This window comes from Neobacillus sp. KR4-4, assembly GCF_042136325.1.
Taxonomy (GTDB): domain Bacteria; phylum Bacillota; class Bacilli; order Bacillales; family Cytobacillaceae; genus Neobacillus.
In genome coordinates this window covers 1-20,997 of record NZ_JBHHJU010000047.1, presented here as the reverse complement: position 1 = coordinate 20,997, position 20,997 = coordinate 1, and the positions used below count along the sequence as shown (strand labels likewise).

21 protein-coding genes are annotated in these 20,997 nt (G+C 37.8%); 2 read left to right on the top strand and 19 right to left on the bottom strand.

The genetic code is table 11. From position 1 onward, the window contains the following. Positions 1–215 precede the first annotated feature (215 nt). The 11 genes from ACE198_RS27165 to ACE198_RS27115 form a co-directional block, all read right to left on the bottom strand. A complete protein-coding gene (locus ACE198_RS27165) occupies positions 216–875 on the bottom strand; it encodes a hypothetical protein (RefSeq protein WP_375377709.1) in 660 nt (219 codons plus the stop codon). 33 nt (positions 876–908) lie between these two features. Further along, the gene (locus ACE198_RS27160; RefSeq protein WP_375377708.1) at positions 909–1,682 is read right to left on the bottom strand and encodes an NAD-dependent protein deacylase; all 774 of its coding nucleotides are present in this window, start codon (positions 1,680–1,682) and stop codon (positions 909–911) included. 385 nt (positions 1,683–2,067) lie between these two features. Further along, entirely contained in the window at positions 2,068–2,415 is a 348-nt protein-coding gene (locus tag ACE198_RS27155) for a 2Fe-2S iron-sulfur cluster-binding protein (protein WP_375377707.1), read from the bottom strand. Positions 2,416–2,598: 183 nt separating this feature from the next. Next, the gene (locus ACE198_RS27150; protein ID WP_375377706.1) at positions 2,599–3,300 is read right to left on the bottom strand and encodes a GntR family transcriptional regulator; all 702 of its coding nucleotides are present in this window, start codon (positions 3,298–3,300) and stop codon (positions 2,599–2,601) included. Between the two features lie 42 nt (positions 3,301–3,342). After that, a complete protein-coding gene (locus tag ACE198_RS27145) occupies positions 3,343–3,873 on the bottom strand; it encodes a chromate transporter (RefSeq protein ID WP_098576193.1) in 531 nt (176 codons plus the stop codon). Beyond that, entirely contained in the window at positions 3,870–4,499 is a 630-nt protein-coding gene (locus ACE198_RS27140; protein ID WP_251458822.1) for a chromate transporter, read from the bottom strand. The genes ACE198_RS27145 and ACE198_RS27140 overlap by 4 nt, the downstream gene beginning before the upstream one ends. 82 nt (positions 4,500–4,581) lie before the next feature. Continuing rightward, the gene (locus ACE198_RS27135; RefSeq protein ID WP_375377705.1) at positions 4,582–5,061 is read right to left on the bottom strand and encodes a GlcG/HbpS family heme-binding protein; all 480 of its coding nucleotides are present in this window, start codon (positions 5,059–5,061) and stop codon (positions 4,582–4,584) included. Between the two features lie 30 nt (positions 5,062–5,091). Further along, positions 5,092–6,555 carry an aldehyde dehydrogenase family protein gene (locus tag ACE198_RS27130; RefSeq protein ID WP_375377704.1) on the bottom strand — a complete coding sequence of 488 codons (1,464 nt, stop codon included), beginning with the start codon at positions 6,553–6,555 and terminating at the stop codon, positions 5,092–5,094. A gap of 133 nt (positions 6,556–6,688) precedes the next feature. Next, on the bottom strand, positions 6,689–7,420 hold the full coding sequence (locus ACE198_RS27125; RefSeq protein ID WP_375377703.1) for an iron-containing redox enzyme family protein: 732 nt from the start codon (positions 7,418–7,420) through the stop codon (positions 6,689–6,691). A 238-nt stretch (positions 7,421–7,658) separates the two neighbouring features. Further along, positions 7,659–8,429 carry a creatininase family protein gene (locus tag ACE198_RS27120; protein WP_375377702.1) on the bottom strand — a complete coding sequence of 257 codons (771 nt, stop codon included), beginning with the start codon at positions 8,427–8,429 and terminating at the stop codon, positions 7,659–7,661. Between the two features lie 65 nt (positions 8,430–8,494). Continuing rightward, on the bottom strand, positions 8,495–8,824 hold the full coding sequence (locus tag ACE198_RS27115; protein ID WP_375377701.1) for a 2Fe-2S iron-sulfur cluster-binding protein: 330 nt from the start codon (positions 8,822–8,824) through the stop codon (positions 8,495–8,497). A 346-nt stretch (positions 8,825–9,170) separates the two neighbouring features. Between ACE198_RS27115 and ACE198_RS27110 the strand changes: the two genes are divergently transcribed. Beyond that, positions 9,171–9,506, top strand: a complete 336-nt coding sequence (locus tag ACE198_RS27110) for a hypothetical protein (protein ID WP_098576198.1) — start codon at positions 9,171–9,173, stop codon at positions 9,504–9,506. A 397-nt stretch (positions 9,507–9,903) separates the two neighbouring features. After that, positions 9,904–11,289: a hypothetical protein gene (locus tag ACE198_RS27105; protein ID WP_375377700.1), complete on the top strand. Its 1,386-nt coding sequence runs from the start codon at positions 9,904–9,906 to the stop codon at positions 11,287–11,289. A 59-nt stretch (positions 11,290–11,348) separates the two neighbouring features. On the opposite strand, the gene ACE198_RS27100 is transcribed toward ACE198_RS27105, so the two are convergent. From ACE198_RS27100 to ACE198_RS27065, 8 genes are all read right to left on the bottom strand, one after another. Further along, positions 11,349–12,374: an ABC transporter permease gene (locus ACE198_RS27100; RefSeq protein ID WP_375377699.1), complete on the bottom strand. Its 1,026-nt coding sequence runs from the start codon at positions 12,372–12,374 to the stop codon at positions 11,349–11,351. A 15-nt stretch (positions 12,375–12,389) separates the two neighbouring features. Next, positions 12,390–13,373, bottom strand: coding sequence for an ABC transporter permease (locus ACE198_RS27095; RefSeq protein ID WP_375377698.1), 984 nt, complete (start codon positions 13,371–13,373; stop codon positions 12,390–12,392). Continuing rightward, on the bottom strand, positions 13,360–14,916 hold the full coding sequence (locus tag ACE198_RS27090; RefSeq protein ID WP_375377697.1) for a sugar ABC transporter ATP-binding protein: 1,557 nt from the start codon (positions 14,914–14,916) through the stop codon (positions 13,360–13,362). The genes ACE198_RS27095 and ACE198_RS27090 overlap by 14 nt, the downstream gene beginning before the upstream one ends. Positions 14,917–14,978: 62 nt before the next feature. Beyond that, positions 14,979–15,962, bottom strand: a complete 984-nt coding sequence (locus tag ACE198_RS27085; RefSeq protein WP_251458810.1) for an ABC transporter substrate-binding protein — start codon at positions 15,960–15,962, stop codon at positions 14,979–14,981. Between the two features lie 122 nt (positions 15,963–16,084). After that, positions 16,085–16,930 (bottom strand): phytanoyl-CoA dioxygenase family protein, encoded by an 846-nt coding sequence (locus tag ACE198_RS27080; protein ID WP_375377696.1) that lies wholly within the window; start codon positions 16,928–16,930, stop codon positions 16,085–16,087. Between the two features lie 480 nt (positions 16,931–17,410). Then, positions 17,411–18,331, bottom strand: a complete 921-nt coding sequence (locus tag ACE198_RS27075) for an ArsR/SmtB family transcription factor (RefSeq protein WP_375377695.1) — start codon at positions 18,329–18,331, stop codon at positions 17,411–17,413. A 187-nt stretch (positions 18,332–18,518) separates the two neighbouring features. Beyond that, a complete protein-coding gene (locus ACE198_RS27070; RefSeq protein WP_375377694.1) occupies positions 18,519–19,226 on the bottom strand; it encodes an NAD(P)-binding domain-containing protein in 708 nt (235 codons plus the stop codon). 187 nt (positions 19,227–19,413) lie between these two features. Then, a complete protein-coding gene (locus ACE198_RS27065) occupies positions 19,414–20,853 on the bottom strand; it encodes a hypothetical protein (protein ID WP_098571915.1) in 1,440 nt (479 codons plus the stop codon). Positions 20,854–20,997: the final 144 nt, after the last annotated feature.

Genomic DNA, 20,997 nt, shown 5'->3' with positions numbered 1-20,997 from the left:
AGGCCTAAAAAAATTGTCCATGCAAGCGATGCTTACTTTTGCTGCCATGAATTTGAAAAAGATGGCCAACTGGACATGGAAAAGTCCAGAAAAGGCCTAGATAAAGGTATAGAAAAGGTCAAAATTTTGCTCTTACGAGCAAAAAAACCATAAAAAGGCATTCGATTAAGCTCATCGAATGCCTTTTGTCTACAATCTGAAACCTTCCTATTACTTTAGGAAGGTTTTTTGTTTATTAAAGTCTCCGGTCCATTAATCACTTTAGTTAACTCCTCATCCGAATAGAAACCACGTATACCTGGTTTATCCTGAAGATAATAAAAGATTTCTTCGTTCGTATAGTCTGTTTTTAACCCATTAATAATAGTGGCTAAATAATTATGAGATGGCTTCTTCATTTCTACTTCAGCTTGTTCCCAAGGGGCAGTAAAGGTGAAAATGGGATACCCCCTATCCTCACCAAGATAAATAATATTTCCATACCAAGCATGGCGGCGAAATATTTTTGCCCCTTTCTCTTTTACCTCGTTTAAATCTATTTCGAAGATTTTCCCACTATTCTCCTGTTTCACCACATCTAAAAACTGTTCACTAGTGATTAAATATTTTTTACTATAAGTGAGCGAATCTTCTATTTGATTTAATCCTATAAAGGCCACACCTTGCGATTGCCACCCTGCTGCCTCCTTAGCAAAGTAAAGCGGATAATTGAATTTTAAAGAAGACTCTGCTATCGGCAGTGATTGATCTTTACAACCTGTCTCCACTCTCGTGGAACCCGCTGGACTTCCTCCCTTGATGTAGCATAAGAACCGATTCTTATTAAGATTTGAACCATAACTTGCATACCATACATACTGCTTACTTTCACTCACCATTCCCACCAACTTTCTTGTGAATTTCTTAATTCAGCTTCTTAGTTGTTCATCCAATAGGGTCAAGGACTTCCCAATCGACTCAGGAATGACGAATGTATTCCGATCCGTGTCATATGGAGTATCACCGATATTAATTATAATCAATGGAGTGCTTTTCCTTCTATATTGAGGGAATGTTGAAAATGGTGTGACCTTAAGACTCGTCCCTAACACCAATAGACAATCTGCCTCTTCGATCGTATGTAAAATTTTATTAAACCCTTCAACCGTAAACCATTTACCTGTATCACCAAATAAAACAACATCCGGTTTTATGAAACGCTCTCTCTTTTGCCGGGTTTCGCAATGGTCACAAATATAAAATTCATTCATGGTCTGAAAACGATTGATCATTTCTTCGGTCGAGTAACTTTTATTGCAATGTAAGCAGGAGGCTGTTTTCATTGTTCCATGAAATTCAATCACGCTTTTACTTCCTGCTTTTTGATGAAGTCCATCAATATTTTGAGTAATAATATGAGAAACTTTCCCTTCTCTTTCCCACTTTGACAAGATATCATGCCCTGCGTTTGGCATGGCGTCCGGATGATAAAGATTGTCGAGTGCAAATTGATAGAACTCTTTTGGATTTTGATAAAAATAATCAAGCGAAAGAATATATTCAGGTGCCAATTGATAAACTCCAGTCCTTGAACGAAAATCCTTTATGCCTGATTCAGTACTTACTCCGGCACCAGTAAGCACAACAATGTTCTTCGCATTTTTGATTAGGGTCACACATAGATCGAACTGATTATTTTCCATCAGGTCAACTCTCCTTTTTTTATCCGATTCTCAAATATGTTAATAAATCTAATTTATTATTTTACTACATAAAAAAACGATGAGAAAAAACTCATCGCTTTTTATTTTCGTGCCTGCTCCCCACTGCCTTACAAAATTTTAAAGTACTGGGGGGCAGGCATTATAGATGTTACGCAAATGCTCGTAATTTTTTATTTTTTTTCAAATGTAAAGGTTTATGTGTGTAATAGATTTTTGCAAGTGCATGATTATCACAAAGTGAACATTTTATTTTATAGGAAGCTTTGCTAATATGGGGAGTTTCTAAGAAGGTTAGAATTTCTTTCATATGTTTTTCACAGGCCCACATGATCTCACCCCGAATTTGAATTTTTTGGTTATCCTACTAAATAGTCGTGACTTCTTTCTGAATTTTATCTGGCTTTCTTTTTTTGACGATTTCTGTAAAAGCATCATCCCAAGAAATCGAAATGTCACCGTTTGTTACGAAGGTTTGACACCCGAGACGATACCCTTCATTTAACCACTCTTCTCCTAACTTTCTTCTTTCCTGCACTTTAACCTTATCTAAGAATTCGGCACCTTCTTCTGCTTTAAATACACAGTTGCCGCAAATTCCTCCACCGCATCGATTTGGGAGTTCTCCATCATAACGAAGGGACATCCTTAAAATATTTGAATTCTCTGGTACCTCTAATTGTTTATTGCTGTTAATGAAATTTATTTTTGGCATGCCTCGTATCCTCCCTTTAATTTATCTTCTTGGTATACAATATACCATATTTAAAATTATCAGACAATATAAATATTTTAAATTTTTTCATTTTTTGAAAAAGGTAAATTTTAGACCACATCGAGGAGACGGTGTGGTCATGAACATTGATGAAAACTCATCCCGAGATCTTTCCAGAATGGATCAGGTGGACAACAACTTTTCCTTTTTGTTAAGCTTTTGTTTTATACTTTCAATATAATTGATGTAAGCTTTTTTCGAGTTTTCAATATGAATCCTCATTAAATATTCAGCCATTTCCGCTTCCTTATCACGCAAGGCTTTCATGATATCGATGTGTTCTTTTAATGATTCTTTTCTTCTCCCTGGTGTCTCATATCCCATATTTGCAGCCATATGTATATAGTCAATCAAACCAGAGAGAATCTCAAATAATTTAGGGCTTTTTGATGCTTTGTTAATAAGACGATTCATTTCTATATGTTCAAAATTAAAATTTTCTTCTGCTTGATCTCTTAACTCTATTAGTTCTTTTATCTTTTGATCCAATTCTAGTTGTGTTTCTTTATCCATCCGCCCCGCGGCCAATTTAACAGCAAGGACTTCTAATGAGGAAAGAATTGTAAATACCTCGATGACTTCATTCTCTGATATATTTGAGACCACGACACCTTTTCTTGGAACTGTTTTTACAAAACCTTGGGACTCCAAGCGAAACATGGCCTCTCGAATCGGTGTGCGGCTGATGCCTAATTTCCCAGCCAGTTCTCGTTCAATTAACCGGTCGCCGGCTTTTAATTCGCCCTCAAGAATCATTTCCTTTAAATAGTTATATGCATGCTCACGAATCGATAAAAGATTGTTTTCCTCCCATCTTAAATCCATAACTTCCACCCGCTCATTTTTATTATTTTTTAACTTTCCATCTTACGAAAGAAAAACTCCACCATAAACTAAACAGCAAACAATTAACAGAGATGGGTGCATTTTTATTTTTATTAAAGCAAAATAACTAACCACAGCTAATAAAACTAAGTGAAAAAGACCACTGTTTTCATAGGCTGATAAAAAGAATTGATAGGCCATTACAGCAAGTAAAATGAAAATAATCGGCTGAACAGACTTTGTCATAAGCGCAACTTTTGGAGAACCTTTAAATAGATTGATAAATTTAAAAAGTAAAATAACGGCTAATGCAGAAGGCAGTATCGTTGCGATTAGAGCAATCGTTGCACCGAGAATTCCCCCTAGTTGATAACCTATATAGCCCCCCATTTTAGTGGCAATCGGTCCTGGGAGGGCATTTGCAATTGCTAAGACATCCCCAAACTCGGAAAGACTCATCCAATGGTAATGGTTGACCACTTCATTTTGAATTAAAGGTATTGTTGCAGGTCCGCCGCCGTATCCCAATAAATTAGCAATAAAAAACGACCAAAAAATATGCAAATAGATCATGAACTTTTTTCCTTTCTCTGAAGAAGCATCTCAGCTGAAGCTTTTGCCGCTTTTTCCTTTCGATCAGCAATGATATAGGCAGTAATGAGAAATACCGCAATTAGAATACCTGGATGTACTCCCAGGAACTGAACGATAATCAATGTAACAATCGAAAGCGTGAGCATGATCGGAAAACCTAAGCCTTTACGGCCATTTTGAAAAAATCGGTAAGCCATTTCCAACAACATAAATCCAATTACCGGAGTAACCCCTTGAACCATCCCGCTGACAATCGGTGATTCTTTAAAGGAATAAAGTACACCCAATAAGGCAATCATCGCGACAATGGAAGGCAGAATGTGGGTAAGAATGGCCACGGTTGCCCCTAAATACCCCTTTACCTTGTAACCAATATACGCAGCCATTTTTGTGGCAATCGGCCCTGGCAAGGTATTAGCTAATGCGAGGATTTCTACAAATTCTTGTTCGTCCATCCACTTGTATTTTTTCACTGCTTCAAATTCAATCAACGGTATAGTAGAGGGTCCGCCCCCATACCCAGTCACACCGGTGCGAGCAAATCCAATAGCTAACTCAAGATATGTTTTCAGTTGATTCTCCCCCTTTTTATACCAATATAACATTTATAGCCCTTTTTTAATAGAAGCGTAGATTAAGATAGACCTCATTCTGCGAAAAACATACATGAATGAGGCCCCATTTTTCTTATTTTTTTATATCTGCTGAAGTAATAACTTCTAGGCCATCGCTTTCTAGATACGTTTGCAATGCTTGAAGTGCTGCGGTTCCCACGGCAGTATCTTGCTCGCCGTTTCCACCACTTACACCAATCCCGCCTACCACTTCACCATTGACAACAATTGGGAACCCGCCAACAAAAATGGCGAACTTCCCTGGAAGCATTTGTTGAATTCCGAAGGCTTCGTTTCCAGGAAGGGCAGGTCCGTTAGGTTCTTTGTTAAACAAATGGGTGGAGCGTTTGTGGCCAGCAGCTGTGTAAGCTTTCGCAATCGAGATTTCTGGTCCTGTAATGCGGGCACCGTTCATACGCTCTAGTGCAATTAGATTACCACCATCATCAACAATAGCGATCGTTTCAAAGACATTAATCTCTTCTGATTTTTTCTTTGCTGCCTCAATCATCAACTTTGCTTCTTCAAGTTCAATTTTTAATACAGACTTCATACCGGTTCTCCTTTATATATCATATTGTTATTAATAGCCCATATAGACCGTTTTTAATTGCGTAAAGAACTCTAAGCCCACTCTTCCTGATTCACGGAAGGTAGAGGTACTTGATTTTTTCAAGCCGCCAAATGGAGCATTCATTAAATTGCCAGTTGTGGTTCGGTTAACCTTAACTGTTCCCGCTTGGATATCTTTGGTAAATTGGTTAGCAATTTTAAGATTATTGGTCACAATCGAAGCAGATAAACCATATTCAACATCATTTGCAACAGTGATGGCTTCTTCATATGTATCTACTTCAATTACAGCCACCACTGGACCAAAGATTTCTTCTTTTGCAATCCGCGAATTCGCTTTTACATTCGTAAAAATTGCCGGCTGAACATAATATCCTTTTTCAAATTCTCCAGATAATAATTGCTCACCGCCATAGACCAATTCAGCGCCATCTTCTTTTCCGAATTCAATATACTTTAAGACGTTTTTCAATTGCTTTTCGTTGGCAAGCGGTCCAATTTTCACACCAGCCTCAAAACCATTCCCGACTTTAAGTGCGCTTGTTTTTTCAACGAGTTTTTGAACAAATGCCTCTTTTACGTTTTTCAAAACGATAACACGACTTGTTCCTGTACAAGCTTGCCCTGTTAGTGAGAAGCCCCCGTTTACCGTCAATGTAGCGGCAAGATCAAGATCTGCATCCTCCATAACAATAAGCGGATTCTTCCCGCCCAATTCCATTTGCGTCCGAGTTGTAAAGCCTGCTTTTTGATGAATGTCTTCCCCTGCCGCAGTTGAACCTGTAAATGTGACAGCTCTAACTGCTGGATGAGTGACCAATAGATCGCCAACATCTGATGCTTTTCCCGTAACAAAGTTAATCACGCCTTTTGGAATGCCCGCCTTATCTAAAGCCTCAACTAGACGAAAAGCGATCAATGGAGTATCAGAGGAAGGTTTAAAAACAACCGTATTCCCCGTGATTAAAGCAGGAGCGATTTTTCGGGCTGGAATAGAAAGCGGAAAGTTCCATGGAGTAATGACACTGACAACTCCGAGTGGTTCTCTTTCCGTTGAAACTTTCATGTTTGCATCATCATTTGGAAAGGTTTCCCCTGTAAAACTTTGCCCTTCTACTGCATAATATCGGAGGGTTTGCGCAGAACGTAAAATCTCATTCTTAGCATCATCAACATGCTTGCCTTCTTCCCTTGTTAACTCTTCTGCCAAAGAGGCAACATTTTGCTCGAGAATACTGGCAGCTTTATTTAAGATCGCTGCACGTTTGGAAGGTGCTATTTGGGACCAGTTAGGAAAAGCATTCTTGGCAGCTTCAATCGCTATTTGTACATCCTGTTCGTTTGATGCTTGGAATTCACCGACAAAATCTTCGGTATTTGCCGGATTCACACTAAAAAATGTTTTCTTGCTAACTGATTCCTGCCATTCTCCATTGATATAATTATTGAATGTCTCTACTTTTGTAGTAATCACTACTATCACCTTTTTTCATTTATTAAGTTCCCAGCAATTAATAGAAAACATAACTCTATAGAAATGGCCGTCACTTAAACCTTAAATTACAAGATTAATATGACGGCCGATAACAACTCTTCCAATTATCTATTTACTTTGCTTCAACAAGAGAGCCTAGATCTTTTTCAATATACTCTTTCCAAAGTCCATCCATGTACATACGGCGCATTTTAGCTCCTGTACGAACAACTTCTAAGCAACGTTGTTGTAATTCTGGTGTGTCAGCATGGTCAAGAACAATTTTGTAACCGCGTTCACCATGGATCTCATCTGAAACGATGTGTAAGTCGAAGAATTCGATTTCTTCATCAGTAAATCCGTATTTTTCACGTAAAGCAGGAGTTTGCTTCCTGTAAATATCAGGAACTTGTGATTCTAATCCAACAACAAGAGCCGCAGTTGCTACCACAAAATTCTCACGTGCTGCTACCGCAAAACACCAGCTTTGAAGACCTAAAGTAGTTGGAGCCATATTGTTAGGATCAATAATTCTTTCTGCAGTCGTACCGCAAGCTTCCGCGAAACGAATCAATAAGTCTGTGTGACGATCTGCTGCGATTTCTTCTTCATACATATTTTGTAGAGTGAAATCTTTTGCAGCTGCAAACTTTGGATCTTGTGGAGTATTGTGGTAAATGTACGCTAAGTAATCAGCGAATGGTCCTACATAATGGTAGTGATTTTCAGCCCAACTAGCAAAGTGTTTTCTTTCAAGTTTGCCCTCTGCCCAAGCTACTGTAAATGCAGCCTTCTGGCTATGGTTACCTTTAATTGCTTCCTCTAATTGTCTGCGAAATTCATCTTTAGATAATAATTCTGTCAACTGAAACTCCTCCTCTAATTTTATGTAGGTACCAACCTTAGATTGGTATTTGATATTTTGTATACCAAGTTAGTTTAAAAATTAAAAGATTGTGGATATTTTCCCTTTCCAACACTCTCTTTTTTTGTAAAACTATTGATTTGGTATACCTTACGTTTATACTACCAAGATATTGTTTATTTGTAAATATAATTTTTAGAATTTTTTAAAGATTATTTTTCTTTTTTTAAAACTATGATTATTGGTGGACATTCACTTGCAAATCTAACAATTTATAAAGTTCTTTTGATAGATTATCTAATGCTTCTTCTACGATCTGCTGGCCAATCTCCCAACTGGCTTTTGTGCCATCACCAATGCAGCCATTATTCGTCATTTCTTCATAATAATAAAATCCTTGAATCGCTTTACCAGGTCTGAGCTGCTTCCATCTTCCTTCTTCTTGAATATCACCTTTCTCAAGTTTTTCAAGGCGGACAAGTTCAGGTGCTAGATAAAGCGCTTCCGATACTTCACGCTCACAACTATGACCAAATAAGGCGGATGTGACATTTTCCTTAATTGCCTTTTTAGCAGAGGCAGTTGTTTTGGCATAATAGATTTCTACATCTAGTTCTTTTGATAACATCATTGATGCCACATTAAGCGTCGACTGGTTGCCCCCGTGAGAATTTAAAAATAAAAACTTTTCAATCCCGTGATGCTTCAAGGACGAAACCACATCCTTTAATACTGCGATTAATGTGGTCGGCTGCAAGGAGATGGTTCCCGGAAAATTCAAATGATGCTGAGAAACCCCCATATTAACAGTTGGTGTCACCAATGCATAAGGAAACATTTTTTGTCCTAATTTCTTGGCCATCCTCTCTGCTAAAACAGCATCACAACTTTCAACCATATGTGGGCCGTGCTGTTCATGGGCACCAATTGGAATGATAGCAAATTGAACCGTCTTTAAAGCTGCTTCTACTTCTTTCCATGTCATACTGGTTAGATCATAACAATTCATGAGTACTCACCTACTTGTGTTTTTTGTATTTTGTATACCATTTTTAATAATAAATACATTCCCTATTAAGATTGGATCACTGATTGCTTCTTCGGAGGATGAACTGAAATATTTTCTTGCGATATTTCAATATCCTCTTTAATTGTTAATTGGCACGTTAACCGATACCCCTCATTTACCTTATCACCAAGCATTTTTTCTTCTTTCCAATTCGCTGGTGTCAGCCCTTCAGATCCATTCACTACGATACATGCACATTTTGTACAGCGTCCCATTCCGCAGCCATACTTTAGTTTAGGAAGTTGGCGGGTACCAGCCAAAACAACTAAATTGGCATTATCTTTAACCTCTTGTTCGATTGTCGTACCATCCACATGAAGGATTACTTTTGGCATATTGTTACCCCTTTCTGTTTTTTCTAAAAATTATGATACTTTTCTGAAGTATACAATCTTTTGGATAGAGAAGCAAACTAGAATTTAAAAAAAGATTAATTTTTTTAAAGTTAAGCTCTTATTCTAGCACTAAATTAGGAATTATTTAAATATTTAGAATATGTTCTTGAACAATTTAACTCCATACGTTAAAATACACATAAGAGTTTGGTATACAATATTCCTTGGAGGTGAGTAACGAAATATTCTTCATCAATAGGTGTCGATACTTATAGCAACAAAAAACCATACTTACCTGATTTATTTTTTTAATAGGACAAATAAATTACTTTAAGGAGTGTTTTAGATGGGGAAATATATAGTACTAACAAATAAGGATACCTTCCAAACGGTTCTTGAAAACGATGGATTAAAACCGGTTGAAACCTACCATTTCTATTTCTTTGATAGTTTAAAAGCGAAATACACAATTGCTGAAGTACTTGACGAAACGATTAAAATCCAATTATTCGAGAAATATGAAGGAAAGGAATATGTTAATCAGATTGCTGTCAAGTTTTTTGAGAAGTTTGATACACTTGAAGCTGCACGTGAGGAATTAAATGAGATCGTAAAAGCTTCTGGAAACAGTCAAGATTCTGTAAACTCCAAACTAGTTAAATCAACTGAGGTTGCGGTTTAAGATTTTTCATCCTTCTTAAATGATCGTTTCAAAATAGAAAAAATCCGGAGAGGCGCAGCTTTCTTTCCGGATTTTATACTTTTAAAAATAAAAAATAACCGCCACATGGTAGTAGCGGTTGAATGTGTGAGGTTAAAATTTAAGCGTTTTTCTTAGTGAAGCTAATTTTCTCTCAGCTTTTTCTACAGCACTTTTAGAACTAAATAGAAACTTAAACATGTATAAGCCCCCTATTAATAAGTTATTTGATACTGTAATTTTATAACGGGGAGAAACAGAAAACAAGTATTTTGTATACCAAATACCAAATTAATTATTAATTCTTGACCAAATTGTGACTTTTTCAAGTTTTAAACATGTGTTTGGTATACAATTCTTGAAAGGATAGGGTGTTGATATGCTGAGATATATGTTTTTTATCGTTATTTTAATGTATTTATTCTCTGTACTTTTACCAGGGCTCCATCTTGGTGTCCTTATTTCCTCGCTAAGTCTTTTGATTGTCCTTATTACCATATTTCAGGCGAAGCGATTTGTTCAAGTATTAGGCGGTACATTTTTACTATCTGGAGTAGTCTTACTATCGACGAGCGGAGCCTCTTGGCAGCAATACATACTCTCTTTCGGCCCGATGCTGGACTTACTAACCATGTTTACGCTGATTCCGATATTAGGGATTCCAATTAAATTAGGCGGATATAGCGGCGGCATCCAAAATATAATTACAAAAAGGGTAAAGACCTCTGGCCAACTGTATATGATCACATCTGGCATTTCGTATTTTTTTAGTATTTTTATGAATTTGGCTACCTTGCCAATGACTTATTACTCGATAAGGCCTGCATTAGATGTGATTCCCGTTGAGAATAAAGAGCGGTTTATGAGCAGAGCGATTACACGCGGATTTGCGATGCCATTGCTTTGGGCACCTGTTACCCCGATTGTCGGGATTGTGATCACAATGACTGGCGTCAGCTGGGTATCAATTCTTCCATATGTAATTCCGTTAAGCATCGTGGGAGTAGGTGTGGATTGGTATATTGGTTCACGTAGAGCAAGTATAATGATCCATAATAAACAGGACCTGTCCGTTCACGAAACTGCTGCTACCTTAGAAACAAGCAATCCAGCTAATCGTTCAAGGAGAGTCTTCCAAATACTACTGGCCATCATTATATTTAATGTTGTTATTTCTTTAGTAGAATCAAAGTTCCCTTATCCATTTTTAATATTAGTATCATTAATGGTTATCCCATTTTCTTTCACTTGGGCCCTCTTCTTAAAAAAGGGTAAAGAGTTCGGTGCCCATTTGCTTAATCATTTAAAAACGTTCTCTGTAAGCATGAAGGACCAATTCTTCATCTACTTATCAGCCGGTTTTTTCATCTCAACCATCAACATTTCACATGCAAATGTCTGGCTGGATGCCTGGGTCAATAAGTTTATTAATTTTGCAGGTGTGGAGATCTTTTTGATTTTACTGCCGTTAATCCCGCTGGCTCTAGCCTTTTTAGGCTTGCATCCTGCCGTTTCACTGGCATTAATGACCGAAGGGTTAAACCCAGCTGTCGTTGGTATTTCACCACATATCTTAACGGTGGCGATGTTAGCAGGTGCTGTCTCGGCTTTTCTAGTTGGTCCATATAATGCCACGTTAGGGCTTATGTCAAGTATCGTGAAGGAAAGCTCTTATCAGGTGTCAAACTGGAATCTTTCCTTCGCAAGTATTTATATTGGCTGTGTAATGTTGTATCTATTTGTTTTACAATTGTTTTTATCTTAATGGTTGTGTAACAAAAAAGGTGTCAATCGATGGATTGACACCTTTTTGCTAATTAATATTTACCTCGGCTGCATATGTTCGATCTTTTTCTTTTTGAAAACACTTTGCTGTTTCATCAACTGTGCTTGGATAATTACGATGGCTAAAAGGAATGCTCCCCGAATGACTGGCTGCCACCAAGAATCTAGTGTACCTTGGAGGTTAATAACATTCAATACCACGCCCAAAAGCATGACACCTACAAATGTTCCGAAAACACCACCTCGTCCACCGACAAGAAGAGTACCTCCAATAACCACTGCCGCAATTGCGTCTAACTCCCACGCATTTCCAGCGACAGGCTGCGCTGCACCACCAAGACGTCCGGCAAGAAGAATGCCTGTAAACCCTGCCAATGCCCCGTTCAATGCATAAACCATGATTTTCATTCGGTCTACACGAATTCCCATTAGTCGTGTCGCGTCTTCATTCCCCCCGATCGCGTAAACGTTCCTGCCAAACTTGGTTTGATGGAGAATGAATGATGCAAGGGCTAAAGTAATAACAAAAATCCACACTGAGTTTGGAATGCCAATAAAAGCCCCATTACCCAAATCGATAAAAAATTGTTTGTGTTGCACAGCAACTGAAACTGTCTTTTCTTCGGTGAACACATAAATAAATCCTCTAACGCCAATCATCATCGCAAGTGTTACAATGAACGGTTCCATTTTTAACTTCGCAATAATCCACCCATTGATACAACCGAGGAAAGTGGTAATTAAAATGGGAACCAATAGCGCTGCCAAAATACCATATGAAGAAAGTGATGCTGCCATAACTCCGCCAAGTGCGAGTAATGAACCGACCGATAGATCAATTCCTTTCATTAATATAACAAATGTCATTCCGATGGCAACTAAGCCAATCATGCTATTTTGTTTTAAAATATTAATGATATTTACACTTGTAAGGAAGTTGTCGTACTTAAGCGATGCAAAAATAATTAGTAATATTAGTGCTATGAAAGCACCTTGTTTCTGAATGAACATAACCGGGTTTCTAAATAGTTTATTATTAGTTTGATGACTGGCTGCTGATTTCAACGTTAAGCACCTCCCTTATTTGTTTGCTCTTTGAAGGTAAATAGCCCCTACAATAATGATCGCTTTAATAATCAATGAATAAGAGTAAGAAATGTTGTTCATATTGAACGTGGTCGAGATTATCCCCATGAGAATGGCACCAAAAACCGTACCCCAAATAAATGGTTTTCCTCCAGTCATTAACGTACCACCTACAACAACAGCTGCAATGGCATCCAGTTCAATCAGCTCACCAATTCTAGTCGCATCTGCTGCCGCCATCCTCGCTGTTTCAATCATTCCAGCTAATGCAGCTAATACGGCTGCCGCAATATAGACAATCATTTTGATTTTTTTTACATTAATTCCAGCCAATTCGGCTGCTTGCTCATTGTCACCGATAGCTTCTATGTAACGTCCAAATGTCATATAGCGAATAATTATAAATGCAGTAATTGCCACCAGGAACATAAGAATTACCGGGACTGGTATCTCCAAGATTTTCCCTTTTCCAATCCACTCGTAGGAAGGATTGGAAAAAGAAACTAGGTATCCATCTGTTAAAATTTGTGCAATTCCCCTACCTGCAATCATGATCGCCAAGGTCACAACGATTGGTTGAACACCTATATACGAAATAATCGCCCCATTAAATAAACCGATTAGTGCACAGATAATAATCGTTCCTAGGATAATTACGAAAATATTATAGTCCAGTAAAAAAGTTGAAACGACGGCTCCGATAGCCATTACAGCCCCAACAGATAAATCTATTCCTCCCGTTGCAATAACCAGCGTCATCCCAATAGCAACTAGTGCCGTCGTAGACACATGAAGTAGGATATTCCACATTGTGGTTGCAGCTAAAAAGTTGTCAGTAAATATACTATTAAATAAGAAGAGAATCAAAATGACAATAGGTAACGAAAAAGATTTGACCATCTCTCCATTTAGTGGGTAGCGGAATTTCTTTTCTAAATGGGGATTGATTTGAGTTGTTTTTACATTAGATTCTTGCATATTGATCCTCCCCACCGTAAGATTCTGAACTATGACCATTCTCTACGATTACTTTCATGATATTATCCTGCGTCCGCTTCTCTCCAGTTAACTCACCAATTTTACGTCCTTCTCGAAGGACAACGATTCGGTCCGAATTATGAATTAACTCATCAAATTCAGATGAAATGAGTAATATACTTAATCCCTCTTTGGATAGTTCATCAATTAAAGAATGAATTTCTGATTTTGCACCAACATCAATGCCTCGAGTTGGTTCGTCCAAAATGAGTAAGCTTGGATTAAGTGCAAGCCAGCGCGCAAGCAATACTTTTTGTTGATTCCCGCCACTTAGATTTTTAATCTTTTGTTCTGCGTTTGGTGTTTTTATACCCATTCGCTTAATGAACTCATTAACAACCTTATCCTGCTTCTTTTTGGATACGAAACCAAACGTCGAAAAGTCTTTAAGATTTGCCAGTGTGATGTTCTCACGTATCGACATATTCGGAATAATGCCTTCTGTTTTACGATTTTCCGTACACATGGCTACACCTGATTTTATTGCATGCCCAGGAGATTGAAATTGAATTTCATTTTCCTGATATGTCAACTTTCCACCATCAGGAGAAGAGACCCCGGCAATCACCTTTGCCGTTTCAGTACGACCGGATCCAAGAAGACCTGCTAGGCCGAGAACTTCACCTTTACGCAATTCAAAGCTTACATCTGTTACACGTGTTCCTTGTTTCACATTTTTCAGACTGATAACAATTTTTTCATCCGATTTGTTAACAGCCTCTTTCATTTTCATTAATTGTGCAGCCTCTGTTTCACTCTTTCCTATCATGGAAGCGATCAATTGATTTTGTGAAAGTTCACTAATAGGCCAGGTTCCCACAAAAGATCCATCTCGTAGAATAGTAATCCGGTCACAAACCTTATAAATTTCGTCCAGTCTATGACTAACAAATATGATCGAAACATTTTCTTGTTTCAACTTTTGGATGACATTAAAAAGTACTTCCACCTCTTTATCATCTAAAGAAGATGTTGGCTCGTCCATAACTACTAGTTTTGCTTTCATTGAAATAGCTCTCGCGATAGATACCATTTGTTGAAGAGCAGTGCTATAAGTATTTACCGGTTTCTTAACATCAATGGAAATTCCCATATTGTTTAGAACTTCTGCAGCATCTTTATGAGCTTTTTTCCAGTCTATGGTTCCGATTCTAGTTTTGGGCTCTCTGCCCACAAATATATTTTCTGTAACACTGAGATATGGGATGAGACTAACCTCTTGATAAATAGTACTAATTCCTGCCAATTGTGCTTCGATTGGGGTTTTAAAGGTTACATTTTGTCCATCTAATAGAATGCTTCCTTCGTTGTGATGATAAACACCGGTTAATATTTTAATCAGTGTCGATTTACCTGCTCCATTTTCACCCATTAATGCGTGAACTTCACCTTTATTAATCTCTAACTCTACACCTTTTAATGCCTTCACACCCGGGAAGGTCTTAACAATGTTCTCCATTTTTAGTAACTGCTCTGTCCCCATATGGCCTCCCCTTTCTTTTCGCAAGTATCTTTTTTAAGATACTTGCGAAATACAGGTTGCTGTTAATACGCGTCATTTACGAAATCTTTTGCATTGGTTTTGTCAAAAAAGCGGTCCTTAATAATAATTTCTTTTTCTACTTCTTTACCCTCTTCTAAGTTTTCGATTACGTCAAACACACTTGGACCGAAGAATGGAGAGCTCTCAACCGTTGCACCCATTTTCCCATCAACGATTGCCTGCAAGGCATCTTTAGTTCCGTCTACTGAGACAATGATAATATCTTTTCCAGGGACTTTTCCGGCTGCTTTGATTGCATTGATTGCTCCGATAGCCATCTCATCATTATGTGCATAAACGGCATCTATCTTGTCTCCCTGAGATTGTAACAAGTTTTCCATTACCTTTTGTCCATTGGCTCGTGCAAAGTCACCTGTTTGGGAGGCAATAACCTTCATATCTGGCGCCTTTTCTTTAAGCTTATCCATGAATCCTTTTTGACGATCGATTGCTACGGAAGAACCCGAAGTTCCTGTAAGTTCTACTATATTTCCTTTTCCTCCCATTTCATTTATTAACCAATCAGCTGCCTTTTGTCCTTGTTCAATGAAATTTGATCCTAGGAAACTCACATAATCTTTTCCTGCTTCTCCAGCTACTTTCCTATCAACAAGAATAACAGGAATATGTGCTTTCTTAGCAGTAGCTAATGCCGGGGAAAGTCCCTCAAATTCACGAGGTGCTAGAATAATATAATCGACTCCCTGTGCAACCATATCTTCCACATCTGATACCTGTTTCGCTGTATCACTTTGAGCATCCGAATAGACCATTTGGAATCCACGTTTCTTAGCTTCTTCTCGAATGCTTTTCGTTTCCGCGATTCTCCATGGATTATTATTTTCCATCTGAGACCAACCAACAACTACCTTTCCATCGTCTCCAGCAGAGTTTGTTGCACTTCCCCCAGTTTCAGACCCACTTGAGCATCCAGCCATAGCTAGCATAGCAGCTGAGAATAATGAGATTAATACTGATTTTTTCATATGATTTCCTCCAGCATTCAATTATTATTTTTTTCAAATATAGAACGATTTCATTTAGCCGTATTCAAGATGATAGAATCAACGGCTGAATGGCTGAATCACTGCTATCTGGTCTGAAATTTTTAGGCTTCGCCCATTTTAAGTCCTTCAATCGTGTGCTCTTGAACAATTACTTCTAGTTCGTCCACGATGCGGCACATCAAGTGACCCTTTAAATCCTCTGGCATTGTTTCATAAAATTTCTTCGTTATTTGCAGGTCATGCCGTTCATGATTGTTTGCTCCAGGAGCATCCACTCCTAAAACAAGGACTGGTCTTGATTTATTTGAGTTATTCGTTGTTCCTCGGTGAATGGTAAGTGCTGAACGGACTGAAATATCCCCCATTTTAGGCATTTTTTGTTCCGCTAGGGCCTCATATCGAAAATAAAGCTCTTTCTCAGGGAACATTTCACTTTCATACGCGCTGCCATCGTCCCACTGAGTTCCAGGAGCAATCTCAAATGGTCCCATATCTTCTTCCACATCCACCGTTGTTATATTAAATGCGAGAGAATTGAGCCTTCTTCCCTTAACTGTGTCTTCAGGAGCTGGGAAATCACGATGCCAAGGCTGATTCACAGCTCCTGGGTTTGGTACATCGAAGCCAATCTCGACAATTTTATACTCAGGCCCTAAAACCGTTTCACAGACAGCCTTGACCCAAGGGTGCGTCACCAAATCTACAAAACCGCTGATATCTTCTGGGTGGATTTCCACATAGTGGCGTTTCGGCCCACGGCCCACTGCTCCACCTGGTCTTTGGAGTGCATCCTTATATAGGACGTCAATGTCCTTTGCTAATTCCTCTACCCATTTGCGATCAAAAGCTCCTTTTAAACCATGAATTCCTGGACCGTAAAGAGCACCCATAATCACTGCCGGTTCATACGTTACTCTTGAAGTCTCTGAATTTTTAGTAATAGTCATAATTAATTCCTCCTAGAATTTTATTAAGTGATTTTTTTACATAAATTTAAAATTATAGTTTATATAACCCATTGAACTTTACACATTCACCGCTAACTATTTGGTTATATATCTGAATATTCCGAATTATTTATTTGTAAAAATCACCTTCCTTCATTCTCCATCTCTTTAATCTAGATTTAAAGCGTTTACATCAATTATAAAAAAAGAGAAAGTGAATTTTTCCTTATGTAGTTATATTCTTTTTGAAGCTTTTTTACATTAATTAAAACAATATTTTTGTTTCAAACATAATTACTGTAATTAAATGATAATCTCTCACTATTAAAAGGTCAATATCTTTTATGAAATTTTTACAATTTTTGAAAAATAAGCATTTACACCCTAAAAACCCTACTAGGTTGGGACTTTCCAAAACAAAGAAAAAAGGTCTCCATTATTACAAATAAATTGTAATAAAAGAGACCTTTTAATCCCAAATTAGGAATATATAATTCTCATCAAAATGTCTTGATTATAGTCACCAAAGCCTTTTCCAAATAAATTAAGGCCTCCAATATTCATAGCGTCCGATTGAACACCAACTTTTAAGATAATAAATTTTTGATTATTAATTTCAATATCATTCAAGTTGACTGAAGAAACTTTGACATCATCTAAATAACTTCCATTATTATCTATTTTCCAATTTTTCAACAGTCCATACTGGGTATGGTTATCGCGCAGCCACAATGGGTTTAACTTTCCTCTGCGATCGCCAAAATCACCTGGACAAGTCCATGTGCATATCTCTTTTCCATTAACCCAGACTGTAATATCAGAAGGCCAATTGTGATCATAGTTCGGAGCCTCTGAACAAAGTTCCATAGAAAATTGAAGTGACTGAATATCAGCATTTCCAGAAAGTGACACAGGAAAGCGGTATTCAAGAAAGCCCTGTCGTAACCATATTAATTGAGCTGAAATACGATCAGGGTGGTAAAATAAGGATTCATCATCCTCAGGCTGCACTAAACCATTATTATTGATTATTCCACATGTCGGTGTTATTTCGCAGTCAGAATAATGTCCGATTGGCATTTCCAACTCATAACAATTCTTTGGATCATTATAACCAATATTTAAATTAAGGGCCATATGAATATCATCAAAATTTCTTGAACATACTTTCATCTTTCCTCTTGTGGCTGACTGTATTTCAGTATTAATGAGACCTGCACCTTCTAGAACTTTTATATTAGACGCGATGGTTGAAACAGGAAGATCAAGCTTTTCAGCAATCTCAATAATATTCATTTTTTGAAAGTTTAGTAATTTTAGAATAGCAATTCGGATTTCCGATGCAATAGCATGGGCTACTTTAATAAGCCTATCAGACTCATCGATAGTTAACTCTAGCATTTTTTGACCTCCATACATACTTTTTAACTTTAATTTTTAACTACAGGATCTAGTTTCATAATAAAACGAACATGTCAGATGTTTTCTTTGCAGCCCTCTTGCCAAATATGGCTCTCTTAAGAATCGTAGCATAGAGAACGGTGTCAATCAAATAGATTGACACCGTTCTCATTGAATAGAAATTTTTTCAGTCGGTACTTTCATGGACTATAGTTTTCTCCTCAAGAATTTCTTTGGCAATTTCCTTCGCAAAGTGGCCAAGACTCCCCTCACTATATGATCGGATCACTTCAGGTGCTAACGATGTTAATGCTCTCTTTAGGTATTCTGGTGGTAATCCTCTGCTCAGAAACTCCGTCTCGATTGCAATTGCTGACTTTAGGGCAAAATACGTCGCTAATTTGTTTACTTCCGTTAAACAATTTTCACTATCGACCATTACCTTACCAAGATTCTGAAAAAGTTCTCCAACAGTTTGTGGTAACACTGATTCAGTAATAAATAAACCATTACCATGTTCCAATAAATCCTTAGAATGTCCCATATACTTGACCCCATGTACATGTAAGTCAGGAAAATGGTTTATTATTTGTTTTGTAGGAAGGTTCGTTGCCATATTTATGATAATGGGTTTATGCACGGCCTGGCTTTCCATTTTTAACGAGGTGACAAATGGAATAACCTCGGTCGCAGGTAATGCTAGGACTAAGATATCGACACCCTTCAATTGACTATCTGTTAAAATGTAGCTATTATGATATGCTTTCTGAAAATTTTCTGCTTTCGTTTGCACCGGATGGTAAACTCCAATTGCTATCCGTTTTTTATCCCAATGCGTCATCATGGCTGTCCCTAATTTACCAAGCCCTACTAAACCAATCCTTTGTTGTTGCATTTTCTATCCCCTCTCCCTCTCCATATATGTCGGCAAGCATATTAAGATAACGATTAATTAAACGAAAAATAATAAGGCTATCTTAAAAAATCAGTTTGCTGCTGACTTTTAAGATAGCCCTTTATTTATTAGCAATCCCTAATTTCTATCTAGTTAATGTGAAGCTATGTTGAAAGTAACAGTTTATTTACCAGATAATAACTGCCAAGATCGTTGCGAGGAAAAGACCCGTAATAACTGGAATGAAATTTTTCCTTGCCAGCTCTAAAGGTGAGATCTGTAAGAAACCTGCAACGGCAACAAGTGACGACCAGGCAATCAGTGTACCTCCCCCGCTCCATACTGCACCCATTTGTCCGATAGCTGCAAGTACGGATGGATCGATGTTACTTCCAGGTCCAATGGCACCAGACAATGCACCAGTTAATGGAAGTCCGGCAAACCCAGAACCATCTAATCCGGTAATAATCCCAATGATTAAGATACTAAATGCTGCAATAATCGGGCTGTGAGGTATATAATTTTGACCTGCTTGGATCAAATCAAACAAAAAGCCTGGTTTAGCTGCATCTTCCCCTAAGGAAAGGATTTGCGCAGAAAAGTCTCCACTTCCCATGAAGAAGTAACCGGCAATCGGAATAACAGGAGCCATGGCTCTAAAAGCGAATACAAAACCTTCCGTAATATGTTCGCTAATTTTATCAAGCGCATGAATGCGGTTAAAAGCAATTGTTGCTAAGACTAAGAGAATCGTAGCAACTCCACCGATAAAGGCAGCACCATCGCCTCCCTCGAATCCAGCTCCACCGCCAAATTTGGATTGGACCATAAAAACCATAACACCTAGCATCGCTAATGGTACAACAATCGCAAAGATTTTTCCCCATTTTGCTTTTAACTTGATTACTTCCGCAGTTTCCTCTACTGTAGCAGCAAGCTCTTCGGTAACTTGGAAGTATACTTTTTCATTATTATTTTCGTTAACAGATTTTTGAGTAATCGCTTTTCGATGTGTCGCATACACAATCACAAGAGCACTAATACCAGTAATAAGAGAAAGAATGAAGGCTTTATCGGAAACTAGCGCTTTATCAATTCCAGCTGCTTTCGCACTTAACATTGGGGCTACCTGCATAATATAATCTGATGAAAGGGCCATACCTTGACCAGCGATAACAATAACCATTGCTGAGGTCATGACTGGCAATCCAGCACTTACTGCAGCAGGTACTAATAAAGCACAAATTAATGGAACAGCTGGAGTTGGCCAGAAAAAGAGTGAAATCACAAACGTTGTAACCATTAACACTAAATAAGATACGTGTCCATTTACCATTATTTTTTGAATCGGCACGACCATCCTTTTATCTGCACCTAAATCCTTCAGGGAATTAAGAAGACCGATCATGATGGAAATGATTAGGAAAATACTAAATAGTTCTTTAGCGGCTACGAGATTGGCATTAAAAACGGCTTGGAAACCGCCAATCAAGCTTCCTTTATACACGGCTGCAACTATAAAGGTTCCAACTATGAGTGGTAAAACAACACCTTTTCTAAAAAGCATGATAATAATAACGGCTACAGTGACAACTAGATAGACCCAATGGGCTGCTGTTAATTCCATATTTCCCCTCCATTGTTTTAAAACGTATTGTCAAAACTTTTATATTAAAAAAGTTAATAATCCTTGATTTAAAGGGATTTAAATGCAAAAAACTTGCCACCCCCGTGAAATTAGGTTAAAAGTGAGGTTACCACACCGAACACC

What these genes read in the sequence shown, in the direction of transcription:
- ACE198_RS27065 (WP_098571915.1), bottom strand. Translation starts at nt 20,853, where the DNA reads ATGGAATTAACAGCAGCCCATTGGGTCTATCTAGTTGTCACTGTAGCC.
- ACE198_RS27105 (WP_375377700.1), top strand. Translation starts at nt 9,904, where the DNA reads ATGCTGAGATATATGTTTTTTATCGTTATTTTAATGTATTTATTCTCT.
- ACE198_RS27090 (WP_375377697.1), bottom strand. Translation starts at nt 14,916, where the DNA reads ATGGGGACAGAGCAGTTACTAAAAATGGAGAACATTGTTAAGACCTTC.
- ACE198_RS27160 (WP_375377708.1), bottom strand. Translation starts at nt 1,682, where the DNA reads ATGGAAAATAATCAGTTCGATCTATGTGTGACCCTAATCAAAAATGCG.
- ACE198_RS27075 (WP_375377695.1), bottom strand. Translation starts at nt 18,331, where the DNA reads ATGCTAGAGTTAACTATCGATGAGTCTGATAGGCTTATTAAAGTAGCC.
- ACE198_RS27140 (WP_251458822.1), bottom strand. Translation starts at nt 4,499, where the DNA reads ATGTTATATTGGTATAAAAAGGGGGAGAATCAACTGAAAACATATCTT.
- ACE198_RS27095 (WP_375377698.1), bottom strand. Translation starts at nt 13,373, where the DNA reads ATGCAAGAATCTAATGTAAAAACAACTCAAATCAATCCCCATTTAGAA.
- ACE198_RS27150 (WP_375377706.1), bottom strand. Translation starts at nt 3,300, where the DNA reads ATGGATTTAAGATGGGAGGAAAACAATCTTTTATCGATTCGTGAGCAT.
- ACE198_RS27135 (WP_375377705.1), bottom strand. Translation starts at nt 5,061, where the DNA reads ATGAAGTCTGTATTAAAAATTGAACTTGAAGAAGCAAAGTTGATGATT.
- ACE198_RS27155 (WP_375377707.1), bottom strand. Translation starts at nt 2,415, where the DNA reads ATGCCAAAAATAAATTTCATTAACAGCAATAAACAATTAGAGGTACCA.
- ACE198_RS27110 (WP_098576198.1), top strand. Translation starts at nt 9,171, where the DNA reads ATGGGGAAATATATAGTACTAACAAATAAGGATACCTTCCAAACGGTT.
- ACE198_RS27085 (WP_251458810.1), bottom strand. Translation starts at nt 15,962, where the DNA reads ATGAAAAAATCAGTATTAATCTCATTATTCTCAGCTGCTATGCTAGCT.
- ACE198_RS27120 (WP_375377702.1), bottom strand. Translation starts at nt 8,429, where the DNA reads ATGAATTGTTATGATCTAACCAGTATGACATGGAAAGAAGTAGAAGCA.
- ACE198_RS27145 (WP_098576193.1), bottom strand. Translation starts at nt 3,873, where the DNA reads ATGATCTATTTGCATATTTTTTGGTCGTTTTTTATTGCTAATTTATTG.
- ACE198_RS27115 (WP_375377701.1), bottom strand. Translation starts at nt 8,824, where the DNA reads ATGCCAAAAGTAATCCTTCATGTGGATGGTACGACAATCGAACAAGAG.
- ACE198_RS27070 (WP_375377694.1), bottom strand. Translation starts at nt 19,226, where the DNA reads ATGCAACAACAAAGGATTGGTTTAGTAGGGCTTGGTAAATTAGGGACA.
- ACE198_RS27080 (WP_375377696.1), bottom strand. Translation starts at nt 16,930, where the DNA reads ATGACTATTACTAAAAATTCAGAGACTTCAAGAGTAACGTATGAACCG.